Annotated in this window: 24 protein-coding genes and 1 pseudogene; 14 read left to right on the plus strand and 11 right to left on the minus strand. The window is 72.0% G+C overall.

The window, feature by feature from the left end:
- Positions 1–211: 211 nt before the first annotated feature.
- On the minus strand, positions 212–1,870 hold the full coding sequence (locus tag INP57_RS27705; RefSeq protein WP_200073313.1) for a DEAD/DEAH box helicase: 1,659 nt from the start codon (positions 1,868–1,870) through the stop codon (positions 212–214).
- The gene (locus tag INP57_RS30165; protein ID WP_255520978.1) at positions 1,867–1,989 is read right to left on the minus strand and encodes a hypothetical protein; all 123 of its coding nucleotides are present in this window, start codon (positions 1,987–1,989) and stop codon (positions 1,867–1,869) included. Before INP57_RS30165 ends, INP57_RS27705 begins: the two co-directional genes overlap by 4 nt.
- A 409-nt stretch (positions 1,990–2,398) precedes the next feature.
- Between INP57_RS30165 and INP57_RS27710 the strand changes: the two genes are divergently transcribed.
- Positions 2,399–3,154, plus strand: a complete 756-nt coding sequence (locus INP57_RS27710) for a ferritin-like fold-containing protein (protein ID WP_200073314.1) — start codon at positions 2,399–2,401, stop codon at positions 3,152–3,154.
- A 157-nt stretch (positions 3,155–3,311) separates the two neighbouring features.
- Positions 3,312–3,539, plus strand: coding sequence for a DUF3107 domain-containing protein (locus INP57_RS27715; protein WP_200073315.1), 228 nt, complete (start codon positions 3,312–3,314; stop codon positions 3,537–3,539).
- 66 nt (positions 3,540–3,605) lie between these two features.
- Here INP57_RS27715 and INP57_RS27720 read toward each other — a convergent pair whose 3' ends face one another.
- Together INP57_RS27720 and INP57_RS27725 are read right to left on the minus strand one after the other, a co-directional pair.
- Positions 3,606–3,956: a DUF4873 domain-containing protein gene (locus INP57_RS27720; protein ID WP_200073316.1), complete on the minus strand. Its 351-nt coding sequence runs from the start codon at positions 3,954–3,956 to the stop codon at positions 3,606–3,608.
- 14 nt (positions 3,957–3,970) lie between these two features.
- Positions 3,971–4,732 carry a TetR/AcrR family transcriptional regulator gene (locus tag INP57_RS27725; RefSeq protein WP_200073317.1) on the minus strand — a complete coding sequence of 254 codons (762 nt, stop codon included), beginning with the start codon at positions 4,730–4,732 and terminating at the stop codon, positions 3,971–3,973.
- Between the two features lie 98 nt (positions 4,733–4,830).
- Between INP57_RS27725 and INP57_RS27730 the strand changes: the two genes are divergently transcribed.
- From INP57_RS27730 to INP57_RS27740, 3 genes are all read left to right on the plus strand, one after another.
- Complete coding sequence (locus tag INP57_RS27730; RefSeq protein WP_200073318.1) at positions 4,831–5,730, plus strand: AurF N-oxygenase family protein; 900 nt, start codon at positions 4,831–4,833, stop codon at positions 5,728–5,730.
- A 96-nt stretch (positions 5,731–5,826) separates the two neighbouring features.
- Positions 5,827–6,735, plus strand: a complete 909-nt coding sequence (locus INP57_RS27735; protein ID WP_200073319.1) for an alpha/beta fold hydrolase — start codon at positions 5,827–5,829, stop codon at positions 6,733–6,735.
- 269 nt (positions 6,736–7,004) lie between these two features.
- Positions 7,005–8,414 carry an APC family permease gene (locus tag INP57_RS27740; protein WP_200073320.1) on the plus strand — a complete coding sequence of 470 codons (1,410 nt, stop codon included), beginning with the start codon at positions 7,005–7,007 and terminating at the stop codon, positions 8,412–8,414.
- Here the strand turns inward: INP57_RS27740 and INP57_RS27745 are convergent, their stop codons facing one another.
- Positions 8,415–9,035 (minus strand): TetR/AcrR family transcriptional regulator, encoded by a 621-nt coding sequence (locus INP57_RS27745; RefSeq protein WP_200073321.1) that lies wholly within the window; start codon positions 9,033–9,035, stop codon positions 8,415–8,417. It abuts the gene before it with no gap.
- Between the two features lie 127 nt (positions 9,036–9,162).
- Between INP57_RS27745 and INP57_RS27750 the strand changes: the two genes are divergently transcribed.
- The 5 genes from INP57_RS27750 (at position 9,163) to INP57_RS27770 (ending at position 14,721) form a co-directional block, all read left to right on the plus strand.
- A complete protein-coding gene (locus tag INP57_RS27750; RefSeq protein ID WP_200073322.1) occupies positions 9,163–10,173 on the plus strand; it encodes an alpha/beta fold hydrolase in 1,011 nt (336 codons plus the stop codon).
- A 245-nt stretch (positions 10,174–10,418) separates the two neighbouring features.
- Complete coding sequence (locus INP57_RS27755) at positions 10,419–11,369, plus strand: DUF3152 domain-containing protein (protein ID WP_233628406.1); 951 nt, start codon at positions 10,419–10,421, stop codon at positions 11,367–11,369.
- A gap of 259 nt (positions 11,370–11,628) precedes the next feature.
- Positions 11,629–12,810 (plus strand): adenylyltransferase/sulfurtransferase MoeZ, encoded by a 1,182-nt coding sequence (gene moeZ / locus INP57_RS27760; RefSeq protein ID WP_200073324.1) that lies wholly within the window; start codon positions 11,629–11,631, stop codon positions 12,808–12,810.
- 217 nt (positions 12,811–13,027) lie between these two features.
- A complete protein-coding gene (locus tag INP57_RS27765; protein ID WP_200073325.1) occupies positions 13,028–13,825 on the plus strand; it encodes a TIGR02569 family protein in 798 nt (265 codons plus the stop codon).
- Positions 13,826–13,887: 62 nt separating this feature from the next.
- Positions 13,888–14,721, plus strand: a complete 834-nt coding sequence (locus tag INP57_RS27770; protein ID WP_200073326.1) for a uroporphyrinogen-III synthase — start codon at positions 13,888–13,890, stop codon at positions 14,719–14,721.
- A 72-nt stretch (positions 14,722–14,793) separates the two neighbouring features.
- Here INP57_RS27770 and INP57_RS27775 read toward each other — a convergent pair whose 3' ends face one another.
- From INP57_RS27775 to INP57_RS27795, 5 genes are all read right to left on the minus strand, one after another.
- The gene (locus tag INP57_RS27775; RefSeq protein WP_200073327.1) at positions 14,794–15,084 is read right to left on the minus strand and encodes an MGMT family protein; all 291 of its coding nucleotides are present in this window, start codon (positions 15,082–15,084) and stop codon (positions 14,794–14,796) included.
- A 122-nt stretch (positions 15,085–15,206) separates the two neighbouring features.
- Positions 15,207–15,728, minus strand: coding sequence for a DUF742 domain-containing protein (locus INP57_RS27780; protein WP_200073328.1), 522 nt, complete (start codon positions 15,726–15,728; stop codon positions 15,207–15,209).
- Positions 15,725–16,144 carry a roadblock/LC7 domain-containing protein gene (locus INP57_RS27785; RefSeq protein WP_200073329.1) on the minus strand — a complete coding sequence of 140 codons (420 nt, stop codon included), beginning with the start codon at positions 16,142–16,144 and terminating at the stop codon, positions 15,725–15,727. Before INP57_RS27785 ends, INP57_RS27780 begins: the two co-directional genes overlap by 4 nt.
- Before the next feature lie 10 nt (positions 16,145–16,154).
- A complete protein-coding gene (locus INP57_RS30235) occupies positions 16,155–19,127 on the minus strand; it encodes a nitrate- and nitrite sensing domain-containing protein (RefSeq protein ID WP_200073330.1) in 2,973 nt (990 codons plus the stop codon).
- Positions 19,128–19,578: 451 nt separating this feature from the next.
- On the minus strand, positions 19,579–20,574 hold the full coding sequence (locus INP57_RS27795) for a chitinase (RefSeq protein ID WP_200073331.1): 996 nt from the start codon (positions 20,572–20,574) through the stop codon (positions 19,579–19,581).
- A 336-nt stretch (positions 20,575–20,910) separates the two neighbouring features.
- Here INP57_RS27795 and INP57_RS27800 point away from each other — a divergent pair, with 336 nt between their 5' ends.
- From INP57_RS27800 to INP57_RS27815, 4 genes are all read left to right on the plus strand, one after another.
- Positions 20,911–24,057, plus strand: a complete 3,147-nt coding sequence (locus INP57_RS27800) for an ATP-dependent helicase (RefSeq protein ID WP_200073344.1) — start codon at positions 20,911–20,913, stop codon at positions 24,055–24,057.
- A gap of 240 nt (positions 24,058–24,297) precedes the next feature.
- Positions 24,298–25,275, plus strand: coding sequence for an agmatine deiminase family protein (locus INP57_RS27805; protein WP_200073332.1), 978 nt, complete (start codon positions 24,298–24,300; stop codon positions 25,273–25,275).
- On the plus strand, positions 25,272–25,865 hold the full coding sequence (locus INP57_RS27810) for a TetR/AcrR family transcriptional regulator (protein ID WP_200073333.1): 594 nt from the start codon (positions 25,272–25,274) through the stop codon (positions 25,863–25,865). Before INP57_RS27805 ends, INP57_RS27810 begins: the two co-directional genes overlap by 4 nt.
- 77 nt (positions 25,866–25,942) lie before the next feature.
- Positions 25,943–26,293 (plus strand): hypothetical protein, encoded by a 351-nt coding sequence (locus tag INP57_RS27815; RefSeq protein WP_200073334.1) that lies wholly within the window; start codon positions 25,943–25,945, stop codon positions 26,291–26,293.
- 35 nt (positions 26,294–26,328) lie between these two features.
- Here INP57_RS27815 and INP57_RS27820 read toward each other — a convergent pair.
- Positions 26,329–26,450, minus strand: a pseudogene (locus INP57_RS27820) (IS481 family transposase); the annotation flags it as partial.

A 26,450-nucleotide genomic window follows, 5' to 3' on the forward strand; every position in this document is an offset into this window, starting at 1 on the left:
GTGACCGGGCCGCATTCCGGCGATCGGGCCCGCATCTCGGTGCTCGCCCGCCGAGCCTAGCCACCCGGTCGGTCCGCTCGGCCAAGCGCCCGCCGCAGGACCGGCCGTTCGCGGCCGGCCGGGATGGGCGGGCGATGACACCTCGCGGCGCCGTGTCGTCAGCGCCTACCGGCGGACCGGTCTCAGCGAGACGACGCGGCGCACCGTCGGGTCATTCCGCGGCGGAGTCGGTGTTGCCCGCCGAACCGCCGCCACCGCCGCGGCGCCTGCGCCGCCGCTTGCGCGGGCCAGCGGTCTTCTCGGCGTCACCGCCGGATTCGGCGGGCTGGCTGCCGGTTTCGACGCTCACGCCGCCGCGGGTGCGCCTGCGCTGCCTGCTGCGGCCCGCGGGGCGGTTCTCCGAGCCGGACTCGCCCTGCTCACCGCCGGAGCCGCCGCGGGTGCGCCTGCGCGGTTTGCGCTTGCGCTTGGCGTCCTCGTCCGGCTCGGCCGCCAGGCCGTCGCGGGTGCGCTTGGACAGCGGCAGCCGCCCGCTCGCGTCCGTGGGGATGCCCAGGTCGGCGTAGAGGTGCGCCGAGGTCGAGTAGGTCTCCACCGGCTCCGGCTTGTCCAGGCCGAGCGTGTCGCTGATCAGCTTCCAGCGGGATTCCTCGTCCCAGTCGACCAGCGTGATCGCCACGCCCTCGCGCCCGGCGCGGCCGGTGCGGCCGATGCGGTGCACGTAGGTCTTCTCGTCGTCCGGGCACTGCAGGTTGACCACGTGCGTCACCGCGGCCACGTCGATGCCGCGGGCGGCGACGTCGGTGGCGACCAGCGTGTCGACCTTGCCGGAGCGGAACGCCCGCAGCGCCTGCTCGCGGGCGCCCTGCCCGAGGTCGCCGTGCACCGACGCGGCCGCGAACCCGCGCTCGACCAGCTCGTCGGAGAGCTTCTGCGCGGTCCGCTTGGTCCGCGTGAAGATCATCGTGAGCCCGCGGTCCTCGGCTTGCAGCGCCCGGGCGAGCAACTCGGTCTTGTCCATCGCGTGCGCGCGGTAGACGAACTGCTTGGTGCGCTCGTGGATGGCGCCCGCGTCGGCCTGCTCGGCGCGGATGTGCGTCGGCTTGTTCAGGAACGTGCGGGCGAGCGTGAGGATCGGGCCCGGCATGGTCGCCGAGAACAGCATCGTCTGGCGCTGCTCCGGCACCATGTGCAGGATCCGCTCGATGTCCGGCAGGAAGCCGAGGTCGAGCATCTCGTCGGCCTCGTCCAGCACCAGCCCGTTGACCTTGCCCAGCACCAGCTGCTGCTGCTCGGCGAGGTCCAGCAACCGGCCGGGAGTGCCGATGACCAGGTCGACGCCCGCCTTGAGGCCCTCGATCTGCTGCTCGTACGGCCGCCCGCCGTAGACCGCGAGGGTGCGGATGCCCAGGTGCTTGCCCGCGTCGGTGAGGTCCCGCGCCACCTGCACGCACAGCTCGCGCGTCGGCACCACGACCAGCGCCTGCGGAGTCCCGTCGCCGGGCACCTGCAGCCGCTGCAGCAGCGGGACGCCGAAGCCGAGCGTCTTGCCGGTGCCGGTGCGGGCCTGCCCGATCAGGTCTTCGCCGCGCAGTGCCAGCGGCAGCGTCAGTTCCTGGATCGCGAAGGTGTGCTCGATGTTCGCCTCGCCCAGCGCGCGCACGATCTCCGGGTGCACGTCCAGCTCGGCGAAGGTCGGGGTGTCGGGGGCGCTGCTCTCCGCGTGCAGCGGCGCGGCCTCCTCGTCGGGGGCGCCGGTCTCGCTGTGCTCGAAAGCGTGCGCGTCCTCGGTGCCGTGCTGGGTCGACGGTTCGTCGGTGGCCTGTTCGGCCAGTTCGTTGTTGAGGGTCAGAGTGATCGCCTCTCTCAAATACCGGCGCGCTCTCGCCCGGCCGGTTCGGCCGGCATGGCGGCGACGCCCTCCGGCACGGTGGCCGCGTCCACTGCGCGGCCGGTCGCGACTATCGCGTTCCTCGTGCTCGTGGTCACCGATGTGATGGTGCGCGCCCCTGTTCGATCAGCGGTGGTCCCGCTGCTGGTTTCGGTCGGCATCACGGCGCGGAACTCGCTCCGCGCCCCCTGCCGCCGGTCTATCCGGCACAGGTAACGCCCGGGGACTCCCGCACTTGTCCGTCTCCGGGCGACCGGCCGCTGCACGGGGTGGGACCGTGGCCCGCTTGGCGAAAGCCTGCGACTCCGTGCGAGGAGAGGGGTCCGCTGCCGGTTGCCTGATGCCTATTGGCTTCTGCGACCGCCAGGATACCTGGTACCACCGCGTTCCCGGTCGGCAACGTGCCGGTGGCCACCACGTCCGGCGGGCCGACGCGCGCGGTCGGGCCCGCTCGGCGCCGCGCCACCGATCCACATCCGGTGGCGACGAGCGCTTAGGCTTCGGGGTATGACTGATCCCCGCTCGGCCGACGCCTCCACCGCGAATGCGGCCGACGTGTCCGCCGCGGACGCGGCCGACGCCTCCGCCGCGGAGACCGATTCCGACGCCGACCCGGCCGAACCCAAGTACTCCGAGGGGGTCGTCGACCTGCTGGCCGCCCTCGCCTACGGCGAGCTGTCCGCGTTCGACCGGCTGGCCGAAGACGCCCGCACGGCGCCCACGCTGTCCGGGCGGGCGGCGCTGGCCAGCATGGCCGCGGCCGAGATCGGGCACTACCGGATGCTGGACGAGACGCTGGCGCGCCGCGGTGTGGTGACCGCCGAGGTGATGCGCCCGTTCGTCGAACCGTTCGACGAGTTCAACGCCTCCACCGCCCCGCACTCCTGGCTGGAGTCGCTGGTGAAGGCGTACGTCGGCGACGGGCTCGCTGCGGACTTCTACCGCGAGGTCGCGGAGTGGCTGGACCCGTCCACCCGCGAGCTGGTGCTGACCGTGCTCGCCGACACCGGGCATTCCGCGTTCGCCGAGCGGGAGGTGCTGGCCGCCTGCGAGCACGACCGCTCGCTGCGGGACAAGCTGACCTTGTGGGGCAGGAGGCTGCTGGGCGAGGCGGTCACGCAGGCGCAGCGGGTGGTCGCCGAGCGGGACGCGCTGGCCGAGTTGATCATCACCGGCTCCGGCGACCTCACCGGTATCGCCACGCTGTTCCGCCGGTTGCAGAACAACCACACCAAACGAATGTCCCGCCTCGGCCTGGGCTGAAGTGCCTGTCTTCGAGCTGGTTCTGCCGTACGCGGTCGGTGTAGAGCGCTCGCTCGCCGGGCGTAACGCCTGTTCGCCCCGGGTGCAGGCCCGGTCGGGCAGGCCTGGGATAGCCTTTCGTGGCGTAACCATCAGCAGCGAGCTACGGAGGTCAAGCGTGGAGGTCAAGATCGGCGTCGTGGACAGCCCGCGCGAGCTCACCGTCGCCAGCGGTCAGTCCCAGGCCGAGGTCGAGTCGCTGGTCGCCGACGCGCTGAAGACGTCCGACGGGGTGCTGGCGCTGGCCGATCAGAAGGGGCGCCGCTACCTGGTGCCGTCGGCCAAGCTGGCCTACGTCGAGATCGGTCCCGCCGAGTCGCAGCGGGTCGGTTTCGGCGTCCAGTGAGCAAGACCGTGCCCCCACTCGCGAGTGGGGGCACGGTGCTTTTCGGGCTCGTTGCGCCCAGGCGGTTCAGTCGGCCGAATCCGGGATCTCGAACGGGGGCTTGCCGAGCCCCGAGATCCGGAACCGGTTCCACGGGTCCGGGTCGGACAGCGTGCCCACCGCCTGGCCTTGCCTGGTCCGCAGCACCACGTCCGTCTTGCGCCCGCCCGCGAGTTCGGTGACGCCCTCGTCCGCGGACAGTCGGCCGTACCAGTGGAAGCGGCCGTCGATGGGCTGGAAGTGCCCGCGCAGCACCACTTCCACCGCCACCTCGCGCTCCGCGGTGAAGATCACCGCAGCGCCCCGGTAGTCCTCGTCGTCGTGGTCGGCCTGCTGCTGGTCGGTTCGCTGCTGGGCGGGCTCGGTAAGCTCGGTCACGGCTGCTCCTGATCTCAACTTCCGGTGTTGCGGTCGTCGTCCTCGTCCTCGACCAGGTGCAGCTGGGTGTCCAGCTCCACCAGCTCCAGCGGCTCGTCCGGGTCGATCACGATCCCGCCGGAGCGCAGCACGCCGTCGATGGCGTGCCAGATGATCCGCGACAGGTAGCCGGTGAGGTCCTCCCGGCTCATCGACTGCCGTTCGAGCCACCAGTCACCGCTGGCCTGCACCATGCCGACCAGCCCGTGGCTCCACGCCTCCACGCCGCCGGAGTCCAGCCCGAGCGCGCGCATGTACTGCCCGAGCAGCCGCGAGAGCGAATTGGCGATCTCGGTCTTCTCCGCGAGGACCGGGTCGTCGCGCACCGGCTTGTCGGCGAAGGTGCGCCGCACGACGAACCGGTACAGGTCCGGGTACTGCTCGATCACGCCGAGGTAGGTGCTGATCAGCCGCCGGATCCGCTGGTTCGGGCTGCCGTCCCTGGCGAGTTCGGGCGTGAGGCGGCGCATCAGCAGCTCGGTGCCCCACTGCCCGACGGCCAGGTACAGGTCGCTCTTGTCGTGGAAGTGCCGGTACAGCACGGGTTTGCTGACCCCGGCCGTGGCGGCGATGTCGTCCATGCCGACTTCGGCGCCGTGCTCGGCGATGGCGCGGACGGTGGCCTCGACGAACTCGGCGCGCCGGGCCTGGCGGTGTTCGCGCCAGCGCTCGCGGCGGGCGTCGCCGCGGTCGGGCTCTTCGGAGGCGGCCTTGACAGGCCGGGTGCGTTGGCTCACGCTACCCAAGTTAGCTGTTACTCGAAGTAACATGCAACGCCGCGGGGCGGCGACCGACCGCGACCGGCAGACCCCGCGACCGGAACAGGAGCACTTCCATGACCAGGACCTTGCAGGTCAACGACCGGGAGAAGACCGCTGCCCGGCTGCTGAAGTCGTCGGCGAAGAACAGCTACGACCCCGACGTGGACATCGACTGGGACGCGCCCCTGGCCGAGGACGCGCCGTACATCCCGTTCAAGCGCTGCAGCCTCTACGGCACGCACCTGTGGGATCGGCTCGACGAGCAGCAGCGCGTCGAACTGACCAAGCACGAGTTCGCCAGCATCGCCTCGAACGGCCTCTGGTTCGAGGTGCTGCTGATGCAGATGCTGCTCAAGGAGTTCTACAACTCCGATCCGCGCACCAGCCACGCCCAGTACGCGCTGACCGAAGTCGCCGACGAGTGCAGGCACTCCACGATGTTCGCCAAGGCGGTGGACCGCATCGGCGCGCCCGCCTACGGGCCGGTGCCGCTGCTGCGCCAGGGCGGCCGCATCCTGCCCGCCCTGCTGAAGGGGCCGTCCGCGTTCGCTTCGATCCTGGTCGCCGAGGAGGTCCTGGACCGCTTCCAGCGCGACCAGATGTACGACGAGCAGGTGCAACCGCTGGTGCGCATGGTCAACCGGATCCACGTGCTGGAGGAGGCCCGGCACGTCACCTTCGCCCGCGAAGAGGTCACCAGGCGGATGGCCGAGTGCAACGCCGCCGAGCGGGCCTACCACCAGTACATGACGGCGTTCGTCTCCTACGCGGTCTGCTTCAGCCTGATCAACCCGCGGGTCTACAAGTCCGTCGGGATCCGCCCGCGCGACGGGCACGCCGCCGCGTGGGCGAACCCGCACTTCCAGGAGACGCTGCACTGGGGCGGGGAGAAGATCATGAGCTTCCTGGGCGAGGCCGGGCTGGTCGGAAAGCCCGGAATGAGCTGGTGGAAGCGGGCGCACCTGATCCGCTGATCCCGGCGGCCGCGCCATCGACCCGCGGCCGTGCAGCCCCGATCCGGCCGCCGCGCCCGGCGGCGGCCGGAACCGCCCTAGCCGAACAGGAACGCGATGACCACCACCATCGGCCCCGCCGTCGAGAAGTACTTCACCGCGGGTGACGGGACGAAGCTGCGCCTGTGCGAAGAAGGCGCGCCCGACGCCCCGATCACCCTCGTGCTGGTGCACGGCTGGACGCTCAGCTCGGAGATCTGGGACCGGGTCGTGCCCGCGGTCACCACGGCCTCGGAAGTCCGCGTGCTGCGGTACGACCTGCGCGGGCACGGCGACTCCGACGCGGCGCCCGCCGGGGCGGCCTCCGTCGCGCGGTGCGCCGACGACCTCGCAGAACTCATCGCCGAGCGGGTGCCGACCGGCCCGGTCGTGCTGGCCGGGCACTCCATGGGCGGCATGACGATCATGGCGCTGGCCGAGCGCCACCCCGAGCTGTTCGCCGAGCGGGTGGCCGCGGCGGCGTTGGTCGCCACCTCCAGCGGCGACCTGGTCGCGCCGCCGCTCGGGCTGCCCCGCCCGGTGGCCCGGACCGTGCACCGCGGCGAGCTGCTGGTGCGGGCGCAATTGGCCGAAGCGCGCGGAAAGCGGGTGAGCAAGTACCCGGCGCCGCTGCGGCCGGGGATGCGGTGGCTGCTGTTCGGCTCGCGGCCGCAGCGGCGCGACATCGCCGCCACCGCACGCTGGGTGGCCGACTGCAATCCCGCGAACATGGCCGCGTTCCGCGCCTCGCTCGCCGAGCACGAGCGCACGCACGCGCTCGCGGCGCTGCGCAACATCCCGGTGGTAGTGCTGGCGGGCCTGGCCGACCGGCTCTGCCCGCTGCCGCACGCCCGGCGGATCGCCGACGCGTTGCCGGACGCGGAGCTGCTGCTCTACGCCGGTGCGGGCCACATGCTGCCGCTGGAGCGCACCGACGAGGTCGCCGACCGGATCACCGAGCTCCTCGACACCGCCACCCGCTCCTGAGCAGAGGACGCACCGCGAAGCCGCGATCGAACTGTCAGCCCGTCGTACCGCCCCAGCGGTCCGTTCGCCGCCGCAGTTTCCGAGTGAACGGACTCTCGGCCCAATCCATTGGGACCGGCGGTCCGTTCACTCGGAGCTTTTCGTGCGCACGACGCACCTGAGAGAGTTGCTGCTCTGTTCGGCGTAGTGCCGCAGGGCTGAACGGCGGCTCGCGCCGGTGCTGCCGTCGCAACAAGAATCCCCGCACCACCGTCGGCAGGGGAGCGGATTTGAGCAGCAACGAGGACCAGTCGTTCACCCGCGTGCTGGGAAGGGCCGACGTGCTCGCCGTCGCGTTCGGCGCCATGATCGGCTTCGGGTGGGTCGTCAAAACCGGGGATTTCGTCGCCACCGCCGGGCCGCTCGGCGCCGCGGTGGCGTTCCTCGCCGGCGGCGCGGTGATCGGGCTGGTCGGCCTCACCTACGCCGAACTGGTCTCCGCCATGCCTGCCGCCGGCGGTGCGCACAACTACGTGCTGCGCGGGCTCGGCGGCCGCGCCGGGTTCGTGACGTCGTGGACCTTGGTGCTCGGTTACGTCTCGGTCGTCGCCTTCGAGGCCGTGGCGTTGCCGCAGAGCGTGCAGTACATCTTCCCCGGCGTGCTGACCGGGAAGCTGTGGTCGGTGGCCGGGGACGACGTGTTCGCCGTCTGGGTCGCCGTCGGCATCGGCGGTGCGGTGATCATGACGTTGCTCAACTACGTCGGGGTGCGGCCCGCGGCGGTGTTCCAGAGCATCACCGTGCTGTTCCTGCTCGCGGTCGGGGCGACGCTGCTGCTCGGCGCGGCCGTCGGCGGGGAGACCGGGAACCTGCGGCCGCTGGTCTCGGGAGGGCTCGGCGGGGTCTTCAGCGTGCTGGTGGCGGTGCCGTTCCTGATGGTCGGGTTCGACGTCATCCCGCAGTCCGCCGCGGAGATCAAGCTGCCGGTGCAGCAGATCGGCAAGCTGCTGGTGATCTCGGTCGGACTGGCGACCGCCTGGTACGTGCTGGTCGTGCTCACCGCGGGTACCGCGCTGCCCGCTTCCGCGCTGGGGAACTCCGAACTGGCCGTGGGCGACGCGATGACGCAGTTGTGGCACAGCCGCACGATGGGCAACGTCCTGGTGCTCGGCGGCATCGCGGGAATCCTCAGCAGCTGGAACGGTTTCCTGATCGGAGCGAGCAGGCTGCTCTACGCGATGGCGAACTCCGGGATGCTGCCGCAGTGGTTCGGCAGGCTGCACCCCCGGTTCCGCACCCCGGGCAACGCCGTGCTGTTCATCGGCGCCCTGTCGCTGTTCGCGCCGCTGTTCGGGGAGCAGGCGCTGACCTGGCTGCTGAACTCGGGCAGCTTCGCGATCATCCTCGCCTACCTGGCCGTCGCGGCCGGTTTCCTGGCGCTGCGCCACCGGGAACCGGACATGCCGCGGCCGTTCCGGGTGCGCGGCGGGCGGACCGTCGGCGGGCTGGCCGCCGCGCTCAGCTTCGGGCTGGCCGTGCTGTTCCTGCCGGGGATGCCCAGCGGGCTGGTGTGGCCCTACGAATGGATCGTCCTGGTGTTCTGGGCGCTGCTCGGACTCGTGTTCTTCGTGCGGATGCCGCGGATCGCCGCGGGACCGGAAGCGGAGCACCAGCTGCGCGCCGCCACCGGCCGCACCTGATCAGGGGTTCTGCAGCGGGAAGCCCGCCAGGCCCTTCCACGCCAGCGTGGAGATCAGCCCGATCGCCTCGTCGCGCTGCACCGAGCTCGTCTCGTCCAGCCAGTAGCGGGCCGTGACCTGGCTGAGCCCCACCAGGCCGAACGCCAGCAGCCGCGCCCGTTCCGGTTCCAGCCCCGCGTCCGCGGTGACGGCCTCGGCCACCGCGTCCACGCACGCCGAAAGCGCGCCGTCCACGGCGCGGTCAACTGCCGGTTCGCCGCGCAGGTCGGACTCGAAGACCAGCCGGAACGCCTGCCCCTCGGCGTCGACGAACTCGAACAGCGCGCCAACCGCGGCCCGCACCCGGTGCTTGTTGTCCGGATTGGACTCGATCGATTCCCGCACCCGGCGCACCAGTTCGCCGCCGTGCGTCTCGACCAGCGCCAGGTACAGCTCCAGCTTGCCGGGGAAGTGCTGGTAGAGGACCGGCTTGCTGACACCCGCGTGCTCGGCGATGTCGTCCATCGCCGCCGCGTGATAGCCGTTGGTGACGAACACGTGCTGAGCAGCCGTGAGCAGTTGCGCCCGGCGTGCGTCCCGGGGCAGCCGGACTCCTCGACTCGGCTGCGCGGTCTCCGTCATGCCTGCCTCCACCCCTTCTGCGGCCTGATCGGGGTCTCCGATTCGCGAAGCACAACTTTACTCGCCGGTAAAGGATGCCTTCGACCTCATCCGGCGGCCAATCCCCGCACCGGGCCATGCTGGGTTCATGCGTGCCGGAACACAGCGCGATCGGGCGGCGACCCCGCGACCGGAGCTGACCAGGGTGCCGATGCGGCCCGGGACGGACGGCGAGCTGTCCGGAGCGCTCGCGCCCGGCCGCCGGGTGCGACTGTCCACCCGGCACGGACCGGTCACGGTTCATCTGCGCGAAACCGCCGGGTCGCCTTCCCGCGCCGAGACCGCGGTGTACCTGCACGGGCTGGCCGGGTCGGCGACGAACTGGACGGACCTGGCCGAGCTGCTGTCGGTGCGGTTGCGCGGCATCGCGGTCGACCTGCCCGGCTTCGGCCGCTCCGAACCGCCCGGCTGGTTCGACTACACCGGTGAGCAGCACGCGCACGTCGTGATCCGGCTGCTGGAAGAGCTCGGCGCCGGTGCGGTGCACCTGCTGGGCAACTCCTTCGGCGGTGCGGTCGCGGTGCTGGTCGCGGTCCGCAGGCCGGACCTGGTCGCGTCGCTGACCTTGGTGTCCCCGGCCGTGCCGGACCTGCGGCCGGACCCGCGGCGGATGTCCGACCCGCGGCTGCCGCTGACCCGGTTGCCGCTGCTCGGCCCGGTGGTGCGCCGCAAGCTGGCCGCCATGCCCGCGCACGAGCGGACGCGGCAGTTGCTGCGGCTGTGCTTCGCCGAGCCGGAGGCCGTGCCGCCGAGCCACATCGAGGTCGCGGTCGAGGAGTTCCGGGAGCGCGCCGGGCTCGCGTGGGCGGAGGTCGCGCTCGGGCGCACCACGACCGAGCTGATGCGCACCTGGCTGCTGCCGCCGTGGCGTTCCCCGTGGCTGCTGCTGCCGCAGGTTTCGGCGCCGAGCCTGGTGGTGTGGGGCCGCGAGGACCGGGTGCTCGGCATCCGCAAGGCGCCGCGGACCGCGCGGGACCTGCCGCGCGGGCGGCTGCTGGTGCTGCCGCGAACCGGCCATGTGGCGCAGATGGAGCGTCCGCGGGTGCTCGCCAAGGCGGTGCTCGGGATGCTCGACGAGATCGATGCGCACCGTTGGTGACCGCCGATCCCGAATCGGGTGATCTTTGCGGGCGTACCGGACACCGCAGGCCATGGTCTCGATCGGGGATCGCGTCCTTGTGGGACGCTGGAGCCGTGCCGCGCCCGAGACGACCACGAAACAGTGCCGCAGGACGCTCGGGAGCGTCGCGGGACGCCGAGAGTCCGCAGCGCGCACCGGGAACGGGCGCACCGGGAACGGGCGCACCCGGAAGGGACGAGCCGCTCGCCGCGTCGTGGCGGCCGTTGCCGGAATCCGACGACTTCGACGGCCTCGAGGACGAAGCCGACGACGCGCCCGCGCGCCGCACGCGGAACCGGCGGTGGTCGTTCCAGGGCTGGCGCATTTACGCGGTACCGCTGCTGATCGTGATCACCGCCCTCGCGGTGTTCCAGGTCGCCGACCCGGGCGCCGGGCCCGCCGACGGTTCCCGAGCGCAGGCGCCGAACGTTGCGGAGGCGCCGGTGGTCACCGAAGCGCCGCCCGGGCAGACCTACGACCCGAACATGTTCTCCGCGGAGCTGCCGCCCGGTGCGCCGGTACCGGAGATCGGCGGCCGCACCTACGAGGTGCTGCCCGGAACCGCGCCGCGCGTCGGCTCCGGCGAGCTCTACCGCTACACCGTCGAAGCGGAGGTCGGCGTCCGGCTGGCCGAGGGCAACGACACCTTCGCCCAGCTCACCCAGCAGACCTTGGCCGACCCGCGGAGCTGGACCCACCCGGAGGCCGGGAGCTCGGAAAGCGGCGGCCAGAACGGGGGAGTCGCGCTGGAGCGGGTGGACGGCGCGAGCTCGCCGGACTTCCGGGTCACGCTGGTGAGCCAGAACACCGCGCGGGAGATCTGCGGCTACGGCAACGGCCTGCCGTTCGACACTTCCTGCCGCATCGGCGACCGCGTCTACATCAACGCCGCGCGGTGGGTCCGGGGAGCGGTGGCGTTCGAGGGCGACATCGGCACGTACCGCCGCTATGCGATCAACCACGAGGTCGGCCACGTCTTCGGCAACGGGCACGTGCCGTGCGGGCAGCAGGGCGGGCTGGCGCCGGTGATGATGCAGCAGACCTTCAGCACCTCGAACAACGAGCTGCGCGAGCTGAACAAAGCGGTGCCGCAGGGCACCGAGATCCCCGCGAACGGCTTCGTCTGCAAGCCCAACGCCTGGCCGTTCCCGGTGGGCGGGCCGCCCGGACCGTGATTTCGGCCGCTCCGGCGGTCTGCGCCCTCTCGGATTCTGGGAGTGTTCCAGGAGCCGGGAAGAGCACCGGCCGGACTCGCGTTGCACCTTTCGCGACGGATCGGCCCGGCCCGCTCGACGACCTGGCCGAGCAATGAACTCGCCGACCGAAAACGAGCCGGCCGAGCGGGTCGGCGTGCCCGACCGCGGCGCGAACGCTCGCCCGGCGCGCGCGAAAGCGGCGCCGCGGCGAGGTGAGAACACTGAGGAGGAGCTGGGAATGTCCGGCGATGCAGCCCAGGCAACGCTACCGCCGCTGGTGGAACCGGCCGCGGAGCTGACCAAGGAAGAGGTCGCCCGCTACAGCCGCCACCTGATCATCCCGGACGTCGGGATGGCCGGGCAGAAGCGGCTGAAGAACGCGCGGGTCCTGATCATCGGAGCAGGCGGGCTCGGCAGCCCGGCGATGCTGTACCTGGCCGCGGCCGGGGTCGGCACCATCGGAATCGTGGAGTTCGACCACGTCGACGAGTCGAACCTGCACCGCCAGGTGATCCACGGCCAGTCCGACCTGGGGCGGCCGAAGGCGGAGTCGGCGCGCGACTCGATCGCCGAGATCAACCCGTTCGTCCAGGTGAACCTGCACCAGGTGCACCTGTCCTCGGACAACGCGCTGGACATCTTCGCCGACTACGACCTGATCCTGGACGGCACCGACAACTTCGCCACCCGGTACCTGGTCAACGACGCGGCGGTGCTGTCCGGCAAGCCCTACGTGTGGGGTTCGATCTTCCGGTTCGAGGGCCAGGTCAGCGTGTTCTGGGACAAGTACGGCCCGAACTACCGCGACCTGTACCCGGAGCCGCCGCCGCCCGGGATGGTGCCGTCCTGCGCCGAAGGCGGCGTGCTCGGCGTGCTGTGCGCGTCCATCGGCTCGGTCATGAGCACCGAGGCGATCAAGCTCATCACCGGCATCGGCGAGAGCCTGCTGGGCCGCCTGATGATCTACGACGGGCTGGAGATGAGCTACCGCACCGTCAAGATCCGCAAGGACCCGAACGCGGAGCCGATCAACGAGCTGATCGACTACGAGGCGTTCTGCGGCGTGGTCTCGGACGACGCGCAGCAGGCGGCGGTGAACAGCACGATCACCCCGCGCGAGCTCAAGGACAAGTTCGACCGCGGTGACGAGTTCCAGTTGGTCGACGTCCGGGAGCCGCACGAGTACGAGATCGTCAAGATCGACGGCTCGACGCTGATCCCGAAGGACCGCATCCTCTCCGGCGAGGCGCTGTCCGAACTGCCGCAGGACAAGCAGATCGTGTTGCACTGCAAGTCCGGCGGGCGTTCCGCGGAGGCGCTCTCGGCGCTGCACAAGGCAGGTTTCTCGGACGCGGTGCACGTCGGCGGCGGCGTGCTCGGCTGGGCCAACGAGGTGGACCAGAGCCTGCCGACCTACTGATCGAGGGTTTTCGGAAGCGGTGCCGGTTGCCCGGTGCCGCCGAAGGGTCGGAGCGAGCAGCGGTGCTGCCGCTCGGCCGAACGGAATCCCGCCCGCGACGGCCCGGCGCCCAACGTGGTGCCGGGCCGTTCGCGTGCCGGGCCGTTGGTCATCGACCTGATCACGCTCCCGGAGCGTCGCCCGCCGATCGGGGGACGCGGGAGGTAGCGTCTGCGCCGTGACTGCAACACCGGAGCCGCCCCCGACGCACGTGCGCGCGGCGTTCGGTGCCCGCGGCGAGGACGCCGAACTCGTCGACGGCGCCGTCGCCTGGCGTTGCGGCGAGGTCGTGCTCAAACCCGCGGCGAACACCGCCGAGGCGGCGTGGACGGCGCAGACCCTGGACCTGCTGGAACCGGAAGAGGTGCGGGTCGGTCGCCCGGTGCGATCCACCGACGGCCGCTGGGTGGTGTCCGGCTGGTCGGCCAGCCGGGACATCGCCGGGCGCCCGGAGCCGCGGCACGACGAGGTCGTGGCCGCGTCGCTGCGGCTGCACACCGCCAGCAACGTGCTGACCCGGCCGAGGTTCCTGGACGCGCGGCAGGACATCTACTCGCTGGCGGACCGGATGTCGTGGGGCGAGGAGGACTACCCGCTGCCGCTGGACAAGGGCGGCCGGCTCTACGACGTGCTCGCGGCGTCGAGGCGGAAGACGCAGCTGCGACCGCAGGTGGTGCACGGCGACCTGTTCGGCAACGTGCTGTTCGCGGGCAACGCTCCGCCCGGCGTCATCGACTTCACGCCGTTCTGGCGACCCGCCGAGTGGGCCGCCGCGGTCGCGGTGATCGATGCGTTGTCCTGGGGCGGATCGGATGCGGCGATCGTGGAGCGCTGGTCGCACCTGACGGATTGGCCGCAGGCGCTGCTGCGCGCGCTGCTGTTCCGGCTCGCGGTGCACGCGCTGCACCCGCGTTCCACGACGCAGTCGCTGGCGGGGCTGGAACACGCGTCCCAGATGGTCCTCGAAGTCCTCTGACACCCGGATTCCCGGTAGGTGCGGGTGGGCTGATCGGTCCAGCGGGGTGTGAGGATGGGGCGATGGAAGCGAGCTCCGAGGAACGTCCGCTGCACGGGTTCACCGTGGGGATCACCGCCGAGCGCAAGGCCGCCGAACTGGGTTCGTTGCTGCAGCGGCGCGGCGCGGCGGTGCGCTACGGGGCCGCGATGCACACGGTTCCCGCACCGGACGACGGCGAGCTGATCGCGGCCACCGATGCCGTGCTGGCCGAGCCCGTGCACTACGTGGTCGCGGTGACCGGCTCGGGATTCCGCGGCTGGCTGGAGGCCGCCGAGCGGCGCGGTATCGGCGAACGCCTCAAGCAGCACTTGGGCGAGGCGGAACTGCTCGCCCGCGGCGCCAAGGCCAGCGGCGCGATCCGCGGTGCCGGGCTGCGGGAATCGTGGACCGCGCCGTCCGAGGAGATGCCGGAGACGCTGGAGCACCTGCTGCTCCGCGGTGTCGAGGGCAAGCGCGTGGTCGTGCAGCTGCACGGCGATCCGATGAGCGAATTCCGGGAGAAGCTGCGCGCTGCGGGCGCCGAAGTGCTGCCGATCGTGGTGTACCGCTGGGAGGACCCGGCCGACCTGCCCGCGCTGGACGCGCTGATCGACGCGGTGATCGCCGGAGAGATCGACGCGCTGCCGTTCACCAGCGCGCCCGCAGCGACGAACTTCCTGATGCGGGCGGAGCGGACCGGACGCGGTGAACGGTTGTTGACCGCCTTGCGGGAGAAGGTGTTCATCGCCTGCGTGGGGCAGGTGACCGCGGCACCGATCACCCGCGCCGGACTGCCCTGCTCGACGCCGGAGCGGGCGCGCACGGCCGCGCTGGTGCGGCTGATCGCCGACGAACTTCCGGATCGCCGCCGCTGAGCGATCCGGCCGGGCAGGCGGACCGGACCAGGCGGAGTCGCAACCTGCGCGAGCCGGTTCCAGCCGGGCAGGTCAGTCGGCTCCCCAGCGGTACCGGCGCATGTCGATCCGCGCTCCATCGGCCAGCACGCCCTCGGCCCGCAACCTGGTCAGCTGCTCCTGACGCAGGTGATCGGCCGGGGTCCCGTTCGAGCGCAGCACCCGGTGCCAAGGCAGGTCGGCGCCGTCCTCGGCGAGTATCCGGCCCACCAGGCGGGCCGAGCGCAGCCCGGCGAGCTCGGCGACGTCGCCGTAGGCCAGCACCGAGCCGGGCGGGATCGAAGCGACCACGGCGCGCACCGTTTCGAGCGTTTCCTCGTTCACGCGGGCAGTTTCCCAGCCCGCGGACCGGCCATGTCGTGGAACCCGCGGTTGCCGAGGCGGTGGTTCTCCGACGCCAGCAGGCCGCTTCGCGCGGCTGCCCGCGGAGCACCGTGATCAACCGTTCAAAGCCGCCGGATGCCGTCCAGGACGGCTTGCAGCAGCGCCTGGTCCGGCTCGCGCGTCGGCGCGAGCGGAACCGCGAGTTCGCCGCTGTGCAGCAGATCCGCCACCAGCACCGTCGCGACCATCACCGGCACCTCCAGCGCGGCCGCGAGATCGCCGATCGAAGCTGGCTTGCGGCACAGCCGCAGGATCCGCTCGTGATCCGCGCTCCACTCTGCCGAGTCGGCCGCGTGCGGCGGGGCCGAATCGGCCGCGTGCGGCGGGGCCGAATCCGCCGCGTCCGGGGTCTGATCAGCCGTGTCCGGGGTCGGATCGGCCGCGTCCGACGGGACCGGCTCAGCCGCGTGCCGCGGCGTCGGACCGGCCGCGCGCGGCGGGTCGCCGGTCGCCACGACCAGCGTCGTCCGGTGCAGCTCGATCTCGTCCGCACGAGTGCGGCCCCGCGTCATCGCGTACGGCCGCACCAGCGGTCCGGCGGCGCTGTCCCGCCAGCCGCCCGTCGTGCACTGCCGCGTGATCATGACGCCGCCGCCGGGTCGAGGCGGGAGCGGGGCGCGGACGCGATGGCCGCGCCCGCCCGCTGCACGAACAGGTTGATCTCGTAGGCGATCCGGCCGACGTCGGCGTGCTCGTCGCCGAGCACCGCCACGCAGGTACCGGCGTTCGCGGCGGTGACGAACAGGAAGGCGTGGTCCATCTCGACCACGGTCTGCCGGATCGAGCCGCCGCTGAACCGAGTGCCGGTACCGCGGGCCAGGCCGTGCAGCGCGGAAGCCGTCGCGGACAGCGCTTCGGCGTCCACATCGGATAGTTCCGGGGAGGCTTCCACGACCAGGCCGTCCGTGGACAGCACGACCGCGTGCCGCGTGCCCGCGACACTTCCGACGAGGTCGTCGAGCAGCCGGCCCAGCTCGGTCGGCGCGCTCGTGTTCTGCACAGGCTCTCCCTCAATCGTCGTTGCTGCCGGGGTCGTTGCTACCCGGATCGTTGCTGCCGGGATCGTTGCGGTGGCTCTCGGCGTCGGCGTCCGGACCGCGCGGATCGGCTCGGCGGCCGCGGTCGGTGCCGCGCTGGATGGCCGACATCAACGTCCACACCTCCTCCGCGGAACGGTCCGGGGCGTCGCTGCGTTCCCGGTCGTCCTCGGTGGGATGGTCGCGGACCAGTTCGGGGGCGATGTTGGCCTGCTTGCGGCGTCGGGGCAGGGGGACCGGCCGGTCCTGCTCCTCGGGCCGCGCGGTGTCGTCGGTTCGGTCGGTGCTGCTCGGCTCGTCCCGGCCGACCGGGGCGTGGCCGGTCGGGTCGGTGATCGCCTCGCCGGTGCCGCTCGCGTCCTCCTCCAGCGGCCAGGCGAACGATTCGTCGGTGGTCTCCTCCGGGGACTCCGGCGGAACGCGCGGCGCATCATCCGCGGCGGCGTCCCCGGTGGCGTCCCCGGTGGCGGTGCCTTCGGTGGGGTCCTCGGTCGGCCATGCCGCTTCGAGCCCGGTGTCCTCGGTGATCCCGGGATCCTCGTTGATCCCGGCGTCCTTGTTGATCCCGGAGTCCTCGTCGCCGCCGGAAGCCGGTTCCGCGTGCCCCGGCGCTCCGGAACCGCTCGGTTCCTCACCGTCCGCACGGTAGCTCTGCGTTGCCGGGTAGTCGTCCTCCGAAGGCGTGACGTCGGATGAACTGCTGATGTCCGAGCCCGTGCGGAACCGGTTTTCGACACTGTCGGTGGCTGGTGAAAAAGGTTGTGCTTCTTCGACCGGTTTTTCCGGCGATTCGGCCGGAGTCTCGGCGGCCTGGAGCTGCGTCGAACCCGGTTCGGCGGGCCAGGCGAATTCGTCGCCGGAAGCGGTGCCGTCGTCGGCGGCAGGGGTGCCGGGCGCGACCGGACCCTCCGGTGGCTCCAGCGCGGCAGGACCGGCCTCGACGGGTTCCAGCGGCGCGTTCTCCGCGCGCACCCGCGGAAGCTGCGCCGTGCGAACCTCGCCGGGTTCCTGCTCCACCGGCTCCACGATCAGCTTCGACGGCAGCAGCACGACCGCTCGCACACCGCCGTACGCGGAAGTCCGCAGCTCCACCGCGATGCCGTGCCGGGCGGCGAGCCGGGCGACGACGAACAGCCCGAGCCTGCTGTCCGAGCGCAGCGCCATCGCGTCGAACTCCGGCGGGTCGGCGAGCATCGCGTTCGCCGCGTCCCGGTCCTCGTCGGACATGCCGAGCCCGCGGTCCTCGACCTCGGCGACCACACCGTGCGCCGAGGTGTGCGTGCGCACGCCGACCCGCGAATCCGGCGGGGAGAACGCGGTCGCGTTGTCCAGCAGCTCGGCCAGCAGGTGCACGGTGTCGGCGACCGAATCGCCGTGCAGCGCCAGCTCCGGCGGTTTCTGCACGTGCACCCGCGCGTAGTGCTTGGTCTCGGCGACCGCGCTGCGCAGCACGTCGGCCAGCTCGATCGGCCGGGACCAGCGGCGGCCGGGCTGCCCGCCGCCGAGGATGATCAGATTCTCCGCGTTGCGCCGGGCGCGGGTGGCCAGGTGGTCCAGGCCGAACAGCAGCGTCATCCGGTCCGGATCGGTCTCCTCCCGCTCCAGCCGGTCGATCATGGTCAGCATCCGGTGCACGAGCGCTTGGCTGCGCCCGGCGATGCCGAGGAACACGGTGTGCACGCCTTCGCGCGCCTGCGATTCCCGCACCGCCGCGCCGACCGCGGTGCGCTGAGCGGTGTTGAACGCCTCGGCGACCTGCCCGATCTCGTCGCGGCCGTAATCCAGCCGCGCGACCTCGTGGGCGATGTCCACCCGCTCGCCGCGGCGCAGCCGGGCCACGATCTCCGGCAGCTGCCCGTCGGCGAGCACCAGCGCGTCGTCCCGCAGGCCGTTCAACCGCCGGGAAAGGCTGCGCGAGACCCGCAGCGCCACCAAGGTCGCCAGCAGCATGACGACCAGCGCGACCACGCTGCCCACCGCCACCTGGCCGAGCCTGCGGTCGCCCGCGGCCAACCCGTCCGCGGCGGTGCGCTGGGCCTGCGCGGAAGCCAGCGAGCTGAGGTCGTCGGCGACCAGATCGCTGGTGGTCAGCCAGTCCGCCACGTCGATCTCGGGCGGGGTGGCGTCCTCGCCGCTGCCCGCGGGCGTCCACGCGCCGCGCGCGACGATCCGGTTCTCCAGATCCACCAGGTGCCGGAAGTGCGGCGTCGCGAGGATGTCGGCGTAGTGGCCGGCCTGCGCCGGTGCCAAGTTCCGGGCCGCGCTCTCCAACTCCAGGTGGTAGGACCCGGTGAACTGCGCGAACGCCAGGTGGTCGGGCTCGGTGAACAGGTCCGCGCGGAGACCGTCGGAGGCCAGCGACGCAGCTCGCGCCATCCGGTCCGCGGCGGTGAACAGCTCGCTGGCCCGCATTCCGCTGCGGGAGACCGCCGCGTCCGGGAACAACCGCGCCTGCGCTTCGAACAGGGCGGAGCCGGTGTCGAGGAACCCGTCGTAGTAGGCGTGGACCCGTGCCCGGTCGGTCTGCCCGCCGTCGACCTGCGCGCGCACCGCGGGCAGCTCGCGGATCACGCCGTCGAGCGCGCGCATCCGCTCGCGTACGCCCGCGGGGGCCGCCGCCGGATCCGCGGTGGCCCGCATCTTCGCCAGCGCGCGATCGGTCGTTTCCCGTTGCCGCGCAAGGCGTTCACCGGTGGAGCCGCGGGCGGTGAGCTCCAGCGAGCTGAGGGTGCGTTCCTTCTGCGCGGAAGCCAGCACCCGCATCGCGGGCAGCGACACGTCCCGCACACCGGAGGCGATGCCGCGCAGGTGGAAACCGTCGTAGAGGGTCAGGCCGCTGACGATCGACCACAGCACCAGCAGCGCGATGCCGGGGATCAGCACCACGCCGTAGAGCCGGTCGCGGAGGCTGCGGCGGCCTTTGCGCCAGTCGTCCAACTTCTGCACTACGTCCCACCCGTGTTCGCGGTGCCGGTGCCCGCGGCGACGTGCGACGCGGGGTCTCGGCGGCGCGGAACGCGGGCGCGGGCCGCGACACGGGTTCGCGGGGTGCGGCGAACGGAACTGGTGCTGCCGGGTGATCGAACGCCGGTTGCTCGAACGCCGGGTTTTCCGCCATGCCCCCATCCGCCGTTGTCCGCACGAAACCTTCGCGAGGTTAGCACACGAAGATCAACTGCTTGTCCGCGGGAACGCGTGCTGCTCCGGTCGGCGCAACGGCTCCGGGATCGCGCTGTCGTCGACCGGTGATCGGCACGTGGAATCGACGAATGCGGGGCCGGGACCTGGAAATACCGCTGGAAGTTCGGGGATGCGCCGGGGCTTCGTGCTGAGCGCGGGAACGGCAGTGGGTTCCGGACGGACCGCGGCGCGCGGCTCGCGGTCCGTCCGGCGTCGTTCAGCCGGCGAAACCGGCCACGATTCCGGAGAACTCCCACGGCTGCTGCTCGGCGCCGCCGCAGCTGTCGGCTCCGCCGCCGGTGCACGGCCGGTCCCGGTTGACCGACCAGAAGGTGAACCGGCCGAGCCCGTTCTGCTTGGCGTAGTCGGCCATCTTCTGGAACGCCGCCACGTCCACGTGCTCGCCCTGCTGGTCGGTGTTGCCGTTCATCGACGAGATGCCCGCGTGCGCGTAGGCGGCGGCGCCGTCGTAGCCGAACGACTGCTTGAGCAGGTCCTTGAGCGCGTCGGTGGTGGTGATCGTGTCCTGGGCCATGTCGCTGCCGTTGAAGTCGAACGGCATCTGCGTCCACACGTCGATCTCCGCACCGATCTCCGCGGCCTTGGCGATCATCGCCTTGCCGTTCTCGTTCGGGCCGGTCGTGGTGGTGCCGAAGGTGACGACGGTCTTGAGCCCGGGGTTGGCCTCCTTGGTGATCTTCAGCGCCTCGATCACGCGGTTTCGCGACTCGGGGTTTTCCACCTCGGTGGATTCGATGTCGATGTCGATGGCCTTGAGGCCGTAGGCGTCGATCACCTTCTGGTAGGCCCCGGCCAGCGACTGCGCGTCGGTGCACGCCTCGCCGAGCTTGTTGCCGCTCCAGCCGCCGATCGACGGGATGACGTCACCGCCGCCCGCGCGGATCTCCTCGACGGTGGCCTTGTCCTGGCCGTCCAGCGGCCTGGTGCCGTCCCATGCCGGGTTGCAGCCGCCGTCGGAAAGGATGAACCCGAGCGTGAAGTCCTTGATGCCGCTGGCCGTTTGCACCTCGGACGGTGACGGCGGGGAGCCCCAGCCGTTGTAGAGGTACGGCGAGGCGGCGACCGGGCTTTCCGCCGCCGGTGCCGGGGCCTGCTGCGCGCTCAGCGCGGGGCCCGCGCTCAGCGCCGCGGCGCAGGTGACGGCGACACCGGTGCCTGCCAGGGTGAGCAGGTGCTTGCCGAGCTTGCCCACTGGTCCTCCTTCGGGGAGAGATCGTCGGCCACGGCGGGGTCCGTGGCACCGCGCACCTTCGCAGAATCCGAAATTGGTTCGTACCACCAAAAGTAAGAGGGATCTGCTCCCATCGGCCGGTCGATGCACCACCTCTTTCCCGGCCTGTATCGGACCTGGCCAGCGAATTGTTCGGTCCACATCGGAAAACGCGGAAGTGATCCGCGGCACAATGGGAAATTGCCCTTTTTCCCGGGCGGCGCCGCGGGTCGGGTGATCGATGTCGGTGGCTCGTGGTTCCATCGGGCCGTGACCGCCCCGAAATCGTCTCCTGCGAAGCCCCCGGACAGCGCCCCGATGCTGGTCCGGCGCTCCGGTGGTGCTCGCGCGCCGCAGTGGGACGAGCCCGCGCGCCGGGTGCTGGACAACGACGGCGGATTCCTGCGCGTTCTCGGCGGACCGGGGACCGGGAAGAGCACGTTGCTGGCCGAGGCCGCGGCCGAGCGGATCCGCAGCCGCGCGGTGCCGCCGGAGAACGTGCTGGTGCTGACCTCGGGCCGGGCGGCGGCTTCGCGGATGCGCGCGGCGATCACCGAACGGCTCACCGATGGCGCCGGGCTGCGCACCGCGCAGGAACCGCTGGTGCGCACGGTGCACTCCTACGCCTACGCGGTGCTGCGCGCGCAAGCGCTGCGGGCGGAGGAGCCGCCGCCGCGGATGCTCAGCGGCCCGCAGTACGACGCCTGGGTGCGCGACCTGCTGGACGGCGACATCGAGGACGGCGCCGGGAACTGGCCGGAGCCGTTGCGCGGCGCGCTGCCGCTGGAGGGCTTCGCCGGGGAACTGCGCGACCTGCTCACCCGCGCTTCCGAACGCGACATCCCTCCGGAGCGCCTGATCGCGCTCGGCTCGCAGCACGACCGCCCTGAGTGGGTCGCCGCCGGACGCTTCGGCGTGCAGTACGAGCGGACGGTGTCCCTCGGCGATGGCGCGCTGGAGGCCGCGGCGCTGGTCAACAGCGCGCTCGGCGCGTTCGGCGGGGATTCCGGCCTGCTCGCCGATGAGCAGTCCCGGGTGCGCCACCTGCTGGTGGACGACGGGCAGCACCTCGACCCGCAGCAGTACCGGCTGATCAGCAGGCTCGCCGGGGGTGCGCGGGAGTTCGTGCTCGCGGGCGATCCCGATCAGGCCATCTTCTCCTTCCGCGGCGCGGATTCCCGCTGCCTGACCGAGTCCGAGCCGGACCGCACCGAAGTGCTCACCGCGGGCAGGCGGATGTCCGCGGCCGTGCACACCGCGGTCGGCAGGCTGGCCGCGGGGCTGCCCGGCGCGGGTCCGCAGCGCGAGCTGAACCCCGCGGGTTCGAGCGGTTCGGTGCAGGTGCGGCTGCTGGGCTCGCAGGCGCAGGAAGCTGCGTGGGTGGCCGACCAGTTGCGCCGGGCGCACCTGCTGGACGGGGTGCCGTGGTCGGACATGGCGGTGATCGTGCGCTCCACCGGGCAGTCGCTGCCGGTGCTGCGGCGGGCGCTGCTGGCGGCCGGGGTTCCGCTGGTGCTGCCGGTGGACGACGTGCCGCTCGGCCAGCGCACCGCCGTCCGTCCACTGTTGACGCTGCTGCGGTGCGCGGCGCGGCCGGAGTCGCTGGATCCGGACACCGCGGAGGCGCTGCTGTCGTCCTCGCTCGGCGGGGTGGACCCGTTGGCGCTGCGGAAGTTGCGGCGCGGGCTGCGCAGGCTGGAGACCGCGGCGAGCGGTCAGCGCTCCAGCGGTGAGCTGCTGGTGGAGGTGCTGCACGACGGCGACCGCCTCGCCGGGCTGGAAGAGGAGGCCGCGCGCCCGGCCCGGCGGCTGGCCGCGCTGCTCGCGACCGCGCGCGAGGTGGCCCACCAAGGCGTCGAAGAGGCGCTGTGGCGCGTGTGGAAGGCCAGCGGCCTGGAGCAGCGCTGGCTGACGCTGTCCGAGCGCGGCGGTATCGCGGGCGCGCAGGCGGATCGGGACCTGGACGCGGTGGTGGCGCTGTTCGAGGCGGCCGCGGAGTACGCGGACCGGCTGCCCGGCTCGGACATCACCGGCTTCGTGGACGAGTTGCGGCGGCAGCAGATCGCGGGCAGCTCGCTGGCGCCCTCGGCCCCGGCCGGGGACGCGGTCGCGGTGCTGACCGCGCACGCCTCCGGCGGGCGTGAGTGGGAAGTCGTGGCGATTCCCGGGGTGCAGGAAGGGGTTTGGCCGGACCTGCGGCTGCGCGGTTCACTGCTGGGCACCGAGCGGCTGGTGGACGTTGCCTCCGGGGTGGACGGCGGGGTGTCGGCGACCGCGCCGCTGCTGGCCGAGGAGCGCCGCCTGCTGCTGGTGGCCGCAGGCCGCGCGCGGAGTTCGCTGCTGGTCAGCGCGGTGCGCGGGGAGGACGAGCAGCCCTCCCGCTTCCTCGACGAGCTCGAGGGCGTCGCGACCGGGGAACAGGAGCAGCGTCCGATGCTGCGCCCGCAGCGGGGATTGGTGCTGGCCGAACTCGTCGCGGAGCTGCGCCGCGTGGTCTGCGACGGCGAGGCCAAGCCCGGCCGCCGGGAGCGGGCCGCCGCGCAGCTGGCCCGGCTGGCCGCGACGGGCGTGCCCGGCGCGCACCCGGACGCCTGGTACGGCCTGCCGGAGACGTCCACGGCCGAGCCGCTGATCACCGAGGACGAAGCGGTCCGCGTCTCACCATCCACAGTGGACGTGCTGGCGAAGTGCCCGCTGCGCTGGATGGTGCAGCGCCACGGCGGTGAGGACGCCGCCGAACTCGCCTCGATCACCGGCTCGCTGGTGCACGCCCTGGTGCAGACCGCCGCCGAAGGCGCCGATCGCGAGCAGCTGCGCCGCGCGCTGGACGAGGCGTGGAAGCACGTGGACGCCGGTGCGCCGTGGTTCTCCCGGCACGAACGCCGGCGGGTGGAAGGCATGGTCGAAGCGTTCCTGGGCTGGCTGGCGACCTCCCGGGACGAGCTGACCCAGGTGGGCGTGGAACGCGACCTGGACCTGACCGTCCCCGGGCGGGAAGGCGGCCCGAAGCTGCGGCTGCGCGGCCGCGTCGACCGGCTGGAGGCGGACCCGGGCGGCCGGCCCGTCGTGGTGGACATCAAGACGAGCAAGTCGCCGGTCAGCGGCAACGAGGCGCAGGAGCACCCGCAGCTGGCGGTCTACCAGCTCGCGGCGGCGCTGGGGGCGTTCTCGGACGCTGGCGCGTTCACGGACGACGGTGGCCGGCCCGATGCCGGTGGCGGGCCGCAGCCGGGCGGTGCCCGCCTGCTCTACGTCGCCAAGTCCTCCCGGGACGGGCAGTGGACCGAACGAGAGCAGCCGGGCCTGGACGAGGACCGCTTGCGAGTGTGGCTGGACGTGGTGCACGATGCCGCGGCCTCCAGCGTCGGCCCGGCGTTCCTCGCCACCGAGAACTCCGACTGCCCACGCTGCCCGGCCCGGCCGAGCTGCCCGGTACATCCCGAGGGGCGCCAGGTCGGGCAGTGAGCTCCGGGCCGCGCGATCGCGCGTTCCTTTCCGCGGGTGAGCCCTGCGTGTAAGTTTACTTACTGAGTTTTCAGTAAGTAGGGAGTGCTGATCATGCTGAGCCGTCGCTGCGCACTGGGCTGGCTCGGGACCGCCTGCGCTTCGTTCGCAGGTCCCGGAACCGGTGCTGCGAGCACCGGAACGTCCGCGACCACCCGGGTGCCTGCCGAAGAAAGCCGGGTGCCTGCCGGGGAAACCCGGATGCCTGCCGAGGAAACACCGCACGAGCGGACCTTCATGGGCTGGCCGTCGCGGTACGCGCCGTGGGGACGTGACCTGCCGAGCGTGCGCGGCGACATCGCCGGATTGGCACGCGCCATCGCCCGCTTCGAGCCCGTCGTGCTGCTCGCGCGTCCGGACGAAGCCGACGACGCGCGTCGTGCCTGCGGCGGCGCCGTCGAAGTGCTGCCCGTTCCGGTCGACGACCTGTGGCTGCGCGACACCGGTCCGACGTTCGTGCGCACCGAGTCGGGATTGGCCGGTGTGGACACGCGCTTCAACGGCTGGGGCGGCAAGCAGCGCCACCCCGCGGACGGGAAGGTGGCGCGGCGGCTGCTCGAGCACTTCGGAATCCCGCGCATCCCGGCTCCGCTGGTCACCGAGGGCGGCGCACTGGAAGTCGACGGCGATGGCACGTTGCTGGCGACCGAGAGCTCCATCGTCAACGACAACCGGAATCCGGGACGGTCCCGCGCAGAACTGGAAGCCGGCCTCAAGGCCGCGTTCGGCGCGCGGAAGGTCATCTGGTTCCCCGGCGTGCGCGGCGCGGACATCACCGATTCCCATGTGGACGGTCTGGTTCGCTGCACCTCGCCGGGAACGATGCTGCTCGACCGGCCCGGGCCAGCGGACTCGGAGCAGTACCACCAGGCTCGCGCCGTGCTGACGAGCACCACGGACGCGGCGGGCCGGGAACCGGAGATCGTCGACCTGCCGCGGCCCGATCCGGGCGCGATCGGCAGGCACGGCGAGGACTTCTTCGGCTCCTACATCAACTACTACGTGGCCGGCGGCGCCGTGATCGCGCCGGCCTTCGGCGACCGGGCCGCGGACGACCGGGCCGCCGGTATCCTCCGGGAGCTGTACCCGGGACGCGAGGTCGTAGGAGTCCGCATCGATCACATCGCCGAAGGTGGCGGCGGTATCCACTGCGCCACCCAGCAGCAGCCACGGCGATGAGCCGCAGAACCAGGCTCAGCACCGCCGATCGGCAGGCACTGCTGCTCGAAGCCACCTGCCGGGTGATCGCGAGCAGCGGCATCCGCGGGCTGCGCGTCGACGCCGTCGCGGCCGAAGCGGAAGTGTCGACGACGCTGCTGTACTACCACTTCACCAGCCGGGCGGGCCTGCTCGCCGCGACCATGGAGTTCGTCGACGAGCGCGCGGGCGGCTACACCCGGGCACCGGACGGCCTGCCCGGCCGCGCCCGGCTCGAGCACCAGCTCACCAGCGAGTTCCAGGACACCGCCCAGGTGCGGACGAACTCGGCGGTGTGGAACGAATTCCGCGCCGCCGCCGTGTTCGACCCGAGCCTGCGCGCGGCCGTCGACGCGGCGAGCCGGACGTGGCGGAGCACGGTCGTTAGCCTCGTCGCGGAAGGTCAGCAGGACGGCAGCGTCGATCCCGGAGTGGACCCGGAGCCCGCGGCCGAGCGGCTGACGGTTCTGGTCGAAGGGCTCTCCAGCCGCTGGCTCGCCGAGCTGCTCACCACCGCCCGGGCGCACCAGCACATCAGCGCCGCGCTCGAACTGGAATGCCCCGGTCCGTAGCCGGGATGGCCCGGGTGCTCGATCGCGGGCGCGGCGTGCGGCTACGTTGGGGAGGGTTCGGCCAAGAAAGGGGAGACATGCCGCAGCACGCGAACGGCCTGCACCACCACGGATACGTGGAGCGATCCACGCTCTCGAACGCGCTGACCGCGCCGGAGCGGCGGATGCTCGATCCGGACGAGGTGATGCACTCCCCCGAAGAAGTCGCCGCGTGGCTGGCGGGCACGCTGCGCGCGGCCATGGGGCTCACCGAGGACGAGGTCGCGTTCACCGACGAGAACCAGATCTGGCTCACCGAGTCGCGCCGCGGCGAGACCATCGTGACCGGGCTCAACGACGGCCCGACGATCACCGCGGAAGCGATCTACGACAGCAATTGCGAGTGCGAGCGGCAACTGAAGCCAGTCCCCGCCAAGAAGCGCCGTTGAGATCTTCGATCTCGGTCTGCATAGGTGGTCGGGTAGCTGTATTGCCCTGTGAGGTTGTGAATGCGTTGGGCTGGTGTGTGGCCGTTGAGGGAGGTGTGGGCGCGGTGGTGGTTGTAGGTGTGTAGCCAGGGGTCGAAGGCGTTGCGGCGTTGGGTTT

The organism is Saccharopolyspora galaxeae (genome assembly GCF_016526145.1).
Classification (GTDB): domain Bacteria; phylum Actinomycetota; class Actinomycetes; order Mycobacteriales; family Pseudonocardiaceae; genus Saccharopolyspora_C; species Saccharopolyspora_C galaxeae.

Coding starts and splice junctions, on each gene's coding strand:
- INP57_RS27710 (WP_200073314.1), top strand. CDS start 2,399: ATGACTGATCCCCGCTCGGCCGACGCCTCCACCGCGAATGCGGCCGAC.
- INP57_RS27730 (WP_200073318.1), top strand. CDS start 4,831: ATGACCAGGACCTTGCAGGTCAACGACCGGGAGAAGACCGCTGCCCGG.
- INP57_RS27735 (WP_200073319.1), top strand. CDS start 5,827: ATGACCACCACCATCGGCCCCGCCGTCGAGAAGTACTTCACCGCGGGT.
- INP57_RS27745 (WP_200073321.1), bottom strand. CDS start 9,035: ATGACGGAGACCGCGCAGCCGAGTCGAGGAGTCCGGCTGCCCCGGGAC.
- INP57_RS27750 (WP_200073322.1), top strand. CDS start 9,163: ATGCGTGCCGGAACACAGCGCGATCGGGCGGCGACCCCGCGACCGGAG.
- moeZ (WP_200073324.1), top strand. CDS start 11,629: ATGTCCGGCGATGCAGCCCAGGCAACGCTACCGCCGCTGGTGGAACCG.
- INP57_RS27770 (WP_200073326.1), top strand. CDS start 13,888: ATGGAAGCGAGCTCCGAGGAACGTCCGCTGCACGGGTTCACCGTGGGG.
- INP57_RS27780 (WP_200073328.1), bottom strand. CDS start 15,728: ATGATCACGCGGCAGTGCACGACGGGCGGCTGGCGGGACAGCGCCGCC.
- INP57_RS27800 (WP_200073344.1), top strand. CDS start 20,911: ATGCTGGTCCGGCGCTCCGGTGGTGCTCGCGCGCCGCAGTGGGACGAG.
- INP57_RS27805 (WP_200073332.1), top strand. CDS start 24,298: ATGCCTGCCGAGGAAACACCGCACGAGCGGACCTTCATGGGCTGGCCG.
- INP57_RS27810 (WP_200073333.1), top strand. CDS start 25,272: ATGAGCCGCAGAACCAGGCTCAGCACCGCCGATCGGCAGGCACTGCTG.
- INP57_RS27815 (WP_200073334.1), top strand. CDS start 25,943: ATGCCGCAGCACGCGAACGGCCTGCACCACCACGGATACGTGGAGCGA.